The organism is uncultured Frigoribacterium sp. (assembly GCF_963515265.1).
Lineage (GTDB): Bacteria > Actinomycetota > Actinomycetes > Actinomycetales > Microbacteriaceae > Frigoribacterium.
In genome coordinates this window covers 1-9,653 of record NZ_CAUPYL010000094.1, presented here as the reverse complement: position 1 = coordinate 9,653, position 9,653 = coordinate 1, and the positions used below count along the sequence as shown (strand labels likewise).

Sequence of the window (9,653 nt, the reverse complement as noted above, 5' to 3'; positions counted from 1 at the left end):
CGCTCGGGCAGCGTCGTGGCGGCCTTCGCGCTGCGCGACGAGGTCCGGCCCGAGTCGGCCGAGGCGGTGCGCCGGCTGCACGACGCCGGGGTGCGCGTCGCGATGGTGACGGGCGACGCCCGGCAGGTCGCGGACTCCGTCGCGCGCGAGCTCGGCATCGACGAGGTCTTCGCCGAGGTGCGCCCGGACGAGAAGGACGCCCGCGTCGCCGAGCTGCAGCAGCGCGGCCAGCGCGTGGCGATGGTGGGCGACGGCGTCAACGACGCTCCCGCGCTGGCCCGGGCCGACGTGGGGATCGCGATCGGCGCGGGCACCGACGTCGCCGTCGAGTCGGCGGGCGTCGTGCTGGCGTCGAGCGACCCGCGCGCGGTGCTCTCGGTGATCTCGCTGTCGCGGGTCGGCTATCGCAAGATGATCCAGAACCTGGTCTGGGGCGCGGGCTACAACGTGCTCTCGGTGCCGTTGGCCGCGGGCGTGCTCGCGCCGATCGGCTTCGTGCTGTCGCCGGCCGCCGGGGCCGTGCTCATGAGCCTGTCGACGGTCATCGTGGCGCTGAACGCGCAGCTCCTCCGCCGCTGGCGCCCCGCCGCCTGAGCGCAGGAGGCGCGGGCTGGGAGATCGCTGATGATTCAGTTGCTAAGAGATCAGGCGGGGATAGCGTCGGCGGCATGAGCACAGCAGCGACCCGTCCCGCCTCCGCCACCGCACCTCCGGCGTCCGCCGACGTCGTCCGCCAGGTCGTCGTCGTCGTGGGCGCCGTGCTCGCGATCGTCCTGGCCGCGATCGGCTCCGGGGCCTTCGGCGGCACCTCCGTGTCGGGAGCCTCGGGCGGCGCGCTCAGCGCCGACGCGACGCCCATCGCCCCGGCGACGACGGCCTTCTCGATCTGGTCGGTCATCTACGCCGGCCTCGTCGCCTACGCCGTCTACCAGGCACTGCCCGGCCAGCGGGCCGTCGACCGCCACCGTCGCCTCGGGTACTGGGTCGCCGCCTCCATGCTGCTGAACGCGGCCTGGCTGTTCGCCGCCGTGCAGCTCGGCCAGGTCTGGCTCAGCGTCGTCGTGATCGTCGCGCTGCTCGCCGTCCTGGTCCGGATCTTCCTGCTCGTCGTGCACACGCCCACCCGCAGTCGGGTCGACGCCGTCGTCACGGACGGCACCATGGGCCTCTACCTCGGCTGGGTGTCGGTCGCGACGGCCGCCAACATCGCCGCCGCCCTCGTCGAGTCGGGCTTCGACGGCTTCGGGCTGCCGAGCGGCCTCTGGTCGACGATCGTCCTCGCGGTCGCCGGGCTGTCGGGCGTCGCGGTCGCCGTCGTCGGACGCGGGCGGATCGCCCCGATGCTCTCGCTGGTCTGGGGCCTGGCGTGGGTCGCCGTCGGCCGCTTCTCGGGGCAGCCGCTCGACACCGCCGCGGGGGTCACCGCGCTGGTCGCCGCCGCCGTCGTGCTGGTCGTCGTGCTCGTGCTGCGGGTGCGCGCCGAGCGGAGCGGCTCGGCCCGCGTCCCCGGGGAGCCGCTGCGCGCCTCCTAGCGGGCCCGTCCCCACGTCGAAGCGACGAACCGACGTGATCTTCCACGTCGGTTCGTCGCTTTCGCGTCGCCCTGCGGCGCGCGGGGTCGGGCGAGGGCTGAGGCTCAGCGGCCGCCGGTCAGCTTGCGGTCGCGCTGCGCGACGCCGGCGGTCCCGTACGGGTAGTCGTCGACGCGCGGGCTGCTCGACGCGTCGAGGCGGGCCAGCTCGTCGTCGGTGAGCAGCTTCGCGAGGTCGGACGCGCCGAGGTTGTCGTCGAGCTGAGCGACCGTGCGCGCGCCCAGGATCACCGAGGTCACGGCGGGCTGCCGGAGCAGCCACGCGAGCGAGACCTGCGACGAGGAGGCGCCGTGCGCGTCCGCGACGGACGCGACGGCCTCGATGGCCGACCAGGTCCGCTCGTCGCCGTTGCGCGCCTCCCACGCCTCCATGCCCCGCTTCGGGTCCTCGCCCAGGCGGGTCGCACCCGTGGGTGCCTCGTCGCGGCGGTACTTGCCGCTCAGCCAGCCGCCGGCGAGGGGCGACCAGGGCAGCAGGCCGATGCCGGCGTCGAGCGAGGCCGGCACGATCTCGTGCTCGATGTCGCGGACGAGCAGGTTGTACTGCGGCTGCAGCGTGACGGGCGGCGCGAAGCCGAGCGCCTGCGCACGGGCGACGGCCTTCGTCAGCTGCCAGCCCAGGTAGTTCGAGAAGCCGTAGTAGCCGATCTTGCCCGCGGTGATCGCGTCGTCGAGGAACCTCAGGGTCTCGTCGATCGGCGTGAAGGCGTCCCAGGCGTGCATCTGGTAGAGGTCGACGTGCTCCACGCCGAGCCGGCTGAGCGAGGCGTCGAGCGCGGTCGTGAGGTGCCGGCGCGAGAGGCCGACGTCGTTGGGGCCGTCCCCCATCGGGAACCGCCCCTTCGTCGCGAGCACGACCTGCGCCGCCTCCGTGGGGTGCGAGGCGAGCCAGCGCCCGATGATCTCCTCCGAGGTCCCCGCCGTGTACACGTCGGCGGTGTCGACGAGCGTGCCGCCGGCCGCGACGAACGCGTCGAGGATCTGGTGAGAGGTGGTCTCGTCGGCTTCTGCGCCGAACGTCATGGTGCCCAGTGTCAGCTCCGACACGGAGGCACCGCTGTTCCCGAGGGTCCTGTAGTCCATGCCCCGACGCTACGCCGCGAGCTCGTGGCCGTGCCCGAGGAGGCGTCGGCCCGGCACCCGGGAGACGCTCGATACCAGGCGGTCGGGTGAGAGTCGCCCGAGTCAGGCCTGAGAGGTACCATCACGGGAATCGGTGGATCAGGCCGATGCGTGCGAGGTGCGTCGACCACCGGCCTCGTCGCCCACGAGAGCACCCTCGTGCTCCGTCGCACCGCCTGGAGGGGCGCATGGCCAGTCCTGCGACGCCCATGGCCTGGACCCGCGCGGGCTCCCGTCGCCCGGACTTCGACGACCCTCGGGTGCGCGGCGTCGAGACCGCAGACCCCGCGGTCGCGCACTCCATCATCAGCCGCATCTACCGTCTCCGCGACCTCACTCCCGAGGCCGGCCCCGACTTCAGCTTCGGCCGGGTCGTCTCCGGCGACGACCGGTTCGCGATGGGCCAGATCCACTACCGGGGACGGCTGCACGCCGTCAGCGAGCCGCTGCCCGAGTTCTTCTGCATCAGCCGCGTCCTGGGCGGCCGCTACGGCCTCGCGGACGGCAGGGCCGACCTGCGGGCACAGACGGGCGACCGCTTCGTGTTCCCGAGCGACCGGGTCAAGGAGCACCGCTGGGACGACATGCACCTCGGCCAGGTCATGCTCGACCGGGCCGCCGTCGAGCGCGAGCTCGCCGGGCTGTCGCTGGCGACGCCGCCCGAGGGCCTGCAGACCCTCGCGATGGAGCCCGTCTCGGAGGCCCTGGGCGAGCACTGGGGCAGCACGACCCGGCACGTGCTCGACGGCGTGCTCTCGAACGACGCCGCGATGGCGAGCCCGCTGGTGCGGTCGGCCGCGTTCCGCTCGCTCGTGACGGCGTTCGTCGAGGCCTACGACACGAACGTGGTGGGGACGGGCCGGTCCTCCGACGCGCGTGCCCTGCCGTCCACCGTCCGTCGAGCGCTCGCCTTCGTCGAGGAGCACGCGCACGACGACATCGGGATCGTCGAGATCGCGGAGGCGGCCCGCCTGACCCCGAGGGGGCTGCAGCTGGCGTTCCGTCGCCACCTCGACACGACCCCGATGGCGGCCCTGCGCGCGGCTCGCCTGCGCGGTGCGCATGCCGACCTCATGCTCGGCGACCCGACCCTCGGGCACACGGTGGCCGGCATCGCGCTGAGCTGGGGCTTCGCCAACCCCGGCCGGTTCGCCGCGCTCTACTCGACGCAGTTCGGCCGGGCTCCCCGCGAGACCCTCGAGTCCTGAGGCCCGGCCCCCAGCCCCTGGCTGCCGGCCCCCGGGGGAGGCGGCCGTCGCGATCCCGATCCGGCGCCTCCTTCGCTCCGTGTCCTCTGCCTTCGTTTCGTGACCACCTGGTGGCCAGGAGGGGGAGATCCATCGCAGAATGAGGGGGCCTCGCGATTTGGGTTCAGGATCGCGAGTCGTACACGCGGCAAGCGCAGGGACGTCGGGTCCCGGTCGCGGCTGCGAGGGGTGCGGGTGAGGGCGTCGGGTCCCCACCCGCACCCCCTTCTCGTTCCGCTCTCCGAGCCCGCGGGCCGTAAGGTCGTCCCATGTCTGGCAGCACCTTCGGTGAACTCTTCCGCGTCACGAACTTCGGCGAGTCGCACGGCGTCGCCATCGGCTGCGTCATCGACGGGTGCCCTCCGGGCCTCGCCCTGACCGAGGCCGACATCCAGGGGGAGCTCGACCGCCGCCGCCCGGGCACCTCGCGCCACGTCACGCAGCGCAGGGAGCCCGACGCCGTCGAGATCCTGTCCGGCGTCTACGAGGGCGTGACGACGGGCACGCCGATCGCCCTCATGATCCGGAACGTCGACCAGCGCAGCAAGGACTACGGCAACATCCTCGACACGTTCCGCCCCGGCCACGCCGACTACACGTACTGGCGCAAGTACGGCGTGCGCGATCCTCGTGGCGGCGGCCGCTCCTCCGCCCGGCTCACCGCGCCGATGGTCGCCGCCGGCGCCGTCGCGCGCAAGTGGCTGCAGGAGCAGGGCGGCATCTCGTTCACCGGCTGGATGAGCCAGCTCGACGACATCGCCGTCCCCTTCACCGACGAGTCGCAGATCTCGCAGAACCCGTTCTTCGCCCCCGACGCGGCGATCGTGCCGCGGCTCGAGGAGCGCATGGACGAGCTGCGCCGCGCCGGCGACTCGTGCGGCGCGCGCATCGACGTCGTCGCCCGGAACGTGCCCGCGGGCCTCGGCGAGCCCCTGTTCTCGAAGCTCGACGCGGACATCGCCGCCGCGATGATGGGCATCAACGCCGTCAAGGGCGTCGAGATCGGCGCGGGCTTCGACAGCGTCTCGCAGCGCGGCAGCGAGCACGGCGACGCCCTGACCGCCGACGGCTTCGAGACCAACGACGCGGGCGGCGTGCTCGGCGGGATCTCGACCGGGCAGGACCTCAGGGTCTCCGTCGCGATCAAGCCGACGAGCTCGATCCGCACCCCCCAGCGCTCGATCGACCGCGAGGGGAACGAGACGAGCGTCGAGACCTTCGGACGGCACGACCCGTGCGTGGGCATCCGTGCGACGCCGATCGTGGAGGCGATGCTCGCCCTGGTCGTGATGGACCACGTGCTCGCGTTCCGGGCCCAGATCGGGCCCGTGCCATTCACGCCCCCGGGGGCCTGATCGGGGCAGCTCGGCCGAGCGCCCTGCTCAGCCGAGCCGCACCTCCTGCAGGGCCGAGCCCTCCGGGGCTCAGTCGCGCGCGGACACGTCCGTGTGGACGAAGTTCGTCGCCGAGCGGCTCGCGGTCGGCCCGCGCTGGCCCTGGTACCGCGAGCCGTACTCGCCCGAGCCGTACGGGTGGTCGGCCGGCGAGCTGAGGCGGAAGAAGCAGAGCTGCCCGATCTTCATGCCCGGCCAGAGCTTGATCGGCAGCGTCGCGACGTTCGAGAGCTCGAGGGTGACGTGCCCGGTGAAGCCGGGGTCGATGAAGCCGGCCGTGGAGTGCGTCAGCAGGCCGAGGCGGCCGAGCGAGCTCTTGCCCTCGAGGCGGGCGGCGACGTCGTCGGGCAGCGTGACGCGCTCGTACGTGCTGCCGAGGACGAACTCGCCCGGGTGCAGGATGAACGGCTCGTCGGCCGGCGTCTCGACGAGGCGCGTCAGCTCGGGCTGCTCGGCGGCCGGGTCGATGAACGGGTACTTGTGGTTGTCGAACAGCCGGAACAGGCGGTCGAGCCGCACGTCGATGCTCGACGGCTGGATCAGCGACGAGTCGTACGGGTCGAGGCCGATGCGCCCGGCGTCGAGCTCGAGCTTGATGTCGTGGTCGGAGAGCAGCACGCGGTCAGCCTAGTCAGCCGCCCGGTCCGCCTCGCTGCCCGGCGCCTCCTGCACCTCGTGGCTGACGATGGCGATGTGGGTGCGCACCTGGTGCTCGGCCGCGTCGCCGTCGCCGTCGGCGACCGCGCGCGCGGCCGCGACGTGGGCGTCGAGGGTGCCCGGCCAGGGGACGGCCGGCGTGAGGCCGAGGTCGGCGCGCCCCTCCAGGATCTCGCGGACCGGGGCGGCGAGCTCGGCGTAGAGGAGGTTGCCGCTGGCCGTGAGCAGCAGCGAGTGGAACGCGACGTCGATCGCGAGGTACTCGGACGAGTCGCCCTGCCCGGCCCGGCCGAGGTCGTCGAGCTCGGAGGCGAGGCGCACGAGGCCCGCGCGCTGGTCGTCCGTGGCGTTCCGGGCCGCGAGCCGGGCGGCGACCGGCTCGAGCGCGGCGCGCAGCTCCATCAGCTCGACGAGGTGACGCTGCCGCAGCGGGCCGGCCAGGGTCCAGCGGATGAGCTGCGCGTCGAGCACCCGCCACGACTCCCGCGGCTGCACGGTCATCCCCACCCGTCGGCGCGACCGGATCAGGTCGAGCGACTCGAGGACGCGCACCGCCTCGCGCACGGCGGTCCGCGAAGCCCCGAACTCGAGCTCGAGCGCGGCGAGGGTGAGCACGGTGCCCGGGGGGAGGTCGCCCGAGGCGATGCGGCCGCCGAGGGCGTGCACGAGCCGGGCGTGCGTCCCCTCGGCCCCGGGGCGAGATGTCATGAGGGTCATCCTGTCGTAGGCCGAGAGCTCGGCACGACTTGAAAAGTACTACCTTTGATGGCACCCTGGCCTTCACCGCGGTCGCGCACCTCCTGTGCGCCTCGACCGCGGACTCGACGGGCGCAGCCCACGGTATTCAACGGAGAAGATCGACATGGACGACTGGACTCAGACCCTGGGGGCGGCTCCGCTGCTCGCGATCGCCGCGGGGGCGATCGCCTTGATCCTGGTGCTCGTCATCAAGTTCAAGCTGCACGCGTTCCTCACCCTCGTCATCGTCGCGGCGCTCACCGCCCTCGCGACGGGCATCCCCACGGGCGCCATCGCCGACCTGCTCGTCACGAGCTTCGGCAGCACCCTCGGCTCCGTCGCGCTGCTCGTCGGGCTCGGGGCCATGCTCGGGCGGCTCGTCGAGTCGTCGGGCGGCGCCCGGGTGCTCGCCGACCGCATGGTCGACGTCTTCGGCGAGAAGCGCGCGCCGTTCGCCCTCGGCCTCGCCTCGCTGATCATGGGCTTCCCGATCTTCTTCGACGCCGGCCTGATCGTCATGCTGCCGATCGTCTTCGCCGTGGCCCGCCGCATGGGCGGCAAGTCGCTGCTGCTCTACGGCATCAGCTCCGCCGCGGCCTTCTCGGTCATGCACGTGTTCCTGCCGCCGCACCCCGGCCCGGTCTCGGCGACCGAGCTGCTCGGCGCCGACCTCGGCATCGTCCTCGTGGCCGGCCTCGTCATCGTCTTCCCCGTCTGGTACGTCTCGGGCTACCTGTGGGCCAAGTACGTCAACAAGCGCATCCCGCTGCCCGTGCTGTCGCTCTTCGGCAGCGAGAAGGACGACGTCCACGCCGCGAACCCGCCCAAGGCCGGCACGGTCATGGCCGTCCTCGCCGTCCCGCTCGTCCTGATCCTCCTGAACACCGGGCTCAGCTCGCTCGGCTCCGTCGGGGTCGTCGACCCCGACGCCACCTGGGTGCAGGCACTCGTCCTGATCGGCACCAGCGGCATCGCGCTGCTCATCTCGGTCCTCGTCGCGGCCGTCGTGCTCGGCCGGGCCCGCGGCGTCGGCGGCAGCGCGCTCGAGAAGGTGCTCGACAGCGCGCTCGGCCCCATCTGCTCGGTCGTGCTCATCACCGGCGCCGGCGGCATGTTCGGCGGCGTGCTCCGCGCCTCGGGCATCGGCGACGCGCTCGCCGACGTGCTGGGCGACCTCGGACTGCCCGTCATCGTCGCGGCGTGGATCATCGCCGCGATCCTCCGCCTCGCCCAGGGCTCGGCGACCGTCGCCCTCGTGACCGCCGCGGGCCTCGTCGCCCCGGCCGTCGCGCTGGCCGACCTCAACGCCGTCCAGCTCGCCGCCGTCGTGCTCGCCACGGCCGCCGGATCGGTCTTCGCCGGCCACGTCAACGACTCGGGCTTCTGGCTCGTCGGCCGGCTGATGGGCATGGACGTGAAGACCACCCTGCGCGTGTGGACCGTCCAGCAGGGCGTCGAGTCCGTGCTCGGCTTCGCCGCGGCGCTGCTCGTCTTCGCCGTCGGCTCGCTGGTCTGACGACCGCCCGGACCGCCCGGAACCACCAAGGAGAACCATGACCTCGTCCCTGTTCGACCTCACCGGCCGGCTCGCCCTCGTGACCGGCTCCTCCCGGGGCCTCGGCCGCTCGTTCGCCCTGGCGCTGGCGGAGGCGGGGGCCGAGGTGATCGTGCACGGCCGGGACGCCGAGGCGCTGCGCGAGGCCCAGGACGCCCTCGAGGCCGCCACGGGGACGCGGCCCGCGACGACGGTCTTCGACGTGACGGACGCTGCTGCCGTCGAGGCGGCGGTCGCCGACCTGGTGGCCGAGCACGGCGTCCCCGACGTCCTGGTCAACAACGCGGGGGTGCAGAAGCGGGCGCCGTTCACCGAGTTCCCCGTCGAGGACTGGGACGCGGTCGTCGCGACGAACCTGTCGAGCGTCTTCTACGTCTCGCGCTTCGTCGCGCCCGGCATGGTCGAGCGCGGCTCGGGCAAGATCGTGAACGTCGCGAGCGTCCAGTCGATGCTGGCTCGGCAGACCATCGCGCCGTACTCGGCGACCAAGGGCGGCGTCGCGCAGCTGAGCCGCGGCATGGCCGCCGACGTGGCGCGGCACGGCGTGCAGGTGAACACCCTCTCGCCCGGCTACTTCGCGACCGAGATGAACACCGCGCTCTGGCAGGACGAGGACTTCGACGCGTGGCTCCGCCAGCGCACCCCGGCTCAGCGCTGGGGCCGCGTCGAGGAGCTCACGGGGACGCTCATCTACCTCGCCTCGAGCGCGAGCGACTTCGTCTCGGGGCAGAACATCTTCGTCGACGGCGGCATGACGAGCGTCGTCTGACGTGCGTCGTCCGACGAGCACGCAGGACCGACCCGCCCACAGAGGAGAACGACCGTGAAGACCATCCAGATCGACTCCGCGACCGTCCTGACGGAGCGCGAGGTCCCGACGCCCGAGCCCGGCGAGGGCGAGGTGCGGATCCGCGTCGACTTCGTCGGCATCTGCGGCTCCGACCTGCACTACTACTTCGAGGGCGCCAACGGGGCCTTCGTCGTCGAGGAGCCCCTCGCCCCCGGCCACGAGCTGTCGGGGCGCATCGACCTCGACCCGAGCGGTCAGTGGGCCCCCGGCACGCCCGTCACCGTGCACCCTGCCCGGTTCGGCACCCCGACCGAGGGCACCGAGGACGCGCCCCACCTCTGGCCGGGCGGCTCCTACCTCGGCAGCGCCTCGACGCACCCGCACACGCAGGGCGCCCTCAGCGAGTACCTCGTGGTCGACGCGGGCATGCTCCGTGCGCTGCCCGACACCCTGCCGCTCGAGCGCGCGGCCCTGGCCGAGCCGCTCGCCGTCGCCCTGCACGCCGTCAGCCGGGTCGGCGACGTCCGGGGCGCCCGGGTGCTCGTCTCCGGGGCCGGCC

Annotated in this window: 10 protein-coding genes; 7 read left to right on the top strand and 3 right to left on the bottom strand. The window is 73.1% G+C overall.

Annotated features, from left to right (window positions below):
* Together RWM17_RS09015 and RWM17_RS09010 are read left to right on the top strand one after the other, a co-directional pair.
* Positions 1 to 594, top strand: a 594-nt coding sequence (locus RWM17_RS09015; protein WP_314102883.1) for an HAD-IC family P-type ATPase, incomplete at its 5' end; no start/stop codon positions are given.
* 74 nt (positions 595 to 668) lie between these two features.
* A complete protein-coding gene (locus RWM17_RS09010) occupies positions 669 to 1,532 on the top strand; it encodes a tryptophan-rich sensory protein (RefSeq protein ID WP_314102880.1) in 864 nt (287 codons plus the stop codon).
* Positions 1,533 to 1,636: 104 nt separating this feature from the next.
* On the opposite strand, the gene RWM17_RS09005 is transcribed toward RWM17_RS09010, so the two are convergent.
* The gene (locus RWM17_RS09005; protein ID WP_314102877.1) at positions 1,637 to 2,674 is read right to left on the bottom strand and encodes an aldo/keto reductase; all 1,038 of its coding nucleotides are present in this window, start codon (positions 2,672 to 2,674) and stop codon (positions 1,637 to 1,639) included.
* 227 nt (positions 2,675 to 2,901) lie between these two features.
* Here RWM17_RS09005 and RWM17_RS09000 point away from each other — a divergent pair, with 227 nt between their 5' ends.
* Positions 2,902 to 3,921, top strand: coding sequence for a helix-turn-helix transcriptional regulator (locus RWM17_RS09000; RefSeq protein WP_314102874.1), 1,020 nt, complete (start codon positions 2,902 to 2,904; stop codon positions 3,919 to 3,921).
* A 308-nt stretch (positions 3,922 to 4,229) separates the two neighbouring features.
* Positions 4,230 to 5,315 (top strand): chorismate synthase, encoded by a 1,086-nt coding sequence (gene aroC, locus RWM17_RS08995; protein ID WP_314102871.1) that lies wholly within the window; start codon positions 4,230 to 4,232, stop codon positions 5,313 to 5,315.
* Positions 5,316 to 5,384: 69 nt separating this feature from the next.
* Here aroC and dcd read toward each other — a convergent pair whose 3' ends face one another.
* A complete protein-coding gene (gene dcd, locus RWM17_RS08990) occupies positions 5,385 to 5,972 on the bottom strand; it encodes a dCTP deaminase (RefSeq protein WP_123548404.1) in 588 nt (195 codons plus the stop codon).
* Between the two features lie 9 nt (positions 5,973 to 5,981).
* Positions 5,982 to 6,719, bottom strand: coding sequence for an FCD domain-containing protein (locus tag RWM17_RS08985; protein WP_314102867.1), 738 nt, complete (start codon positions 6,717 to 6,719; stop codon positions 5,982 to 5,984).
* Between the two features lie 154 nt (positions 6,720 to 6,873).
* On the opposite strand from RWM17_RS08985, the gene RWM17_RS08980 reads away from it, so the two are divergent.
* From RWM17_RS08980 to RWM17_RS08970, 3 genes are all read left to right on the top strand, one after another.
* Complete coding sequence (locus tag RWM17_RS08980) at positions 6,874 to 8,265, top strand: GntP family permease (protein WP_123548405.1); 1,392 nt, start codon at positions 6,874 to 6,876, stop codon at positions 8,263 to 8,265.
* 37 nt (positions 8,266 to 8,302) lie between these two features.
* On the top strand, positions 8,303 to 9,073 hold the full coding sequence (locus RWM17_RS08975) for an SDR family oxidoreductase (RefSeq protein WP_314102864.1): 771 nt from the start codon (positions 8,303 to 8,305) through the stop codon (positions 9,071 to 9,073).
* 54 nt (positions 9,074 to 9,127) lie between these two features.
* Positions 9,128 to 9,653, top strand: a 526-nt coding sequence (locus RWM17_RS08970; RefSeq protein WP_314102862.1) for an alcohol dehydrogenase catalytic domain-containing protein, incomplete at its 3' end; no start/stop codon positions are given.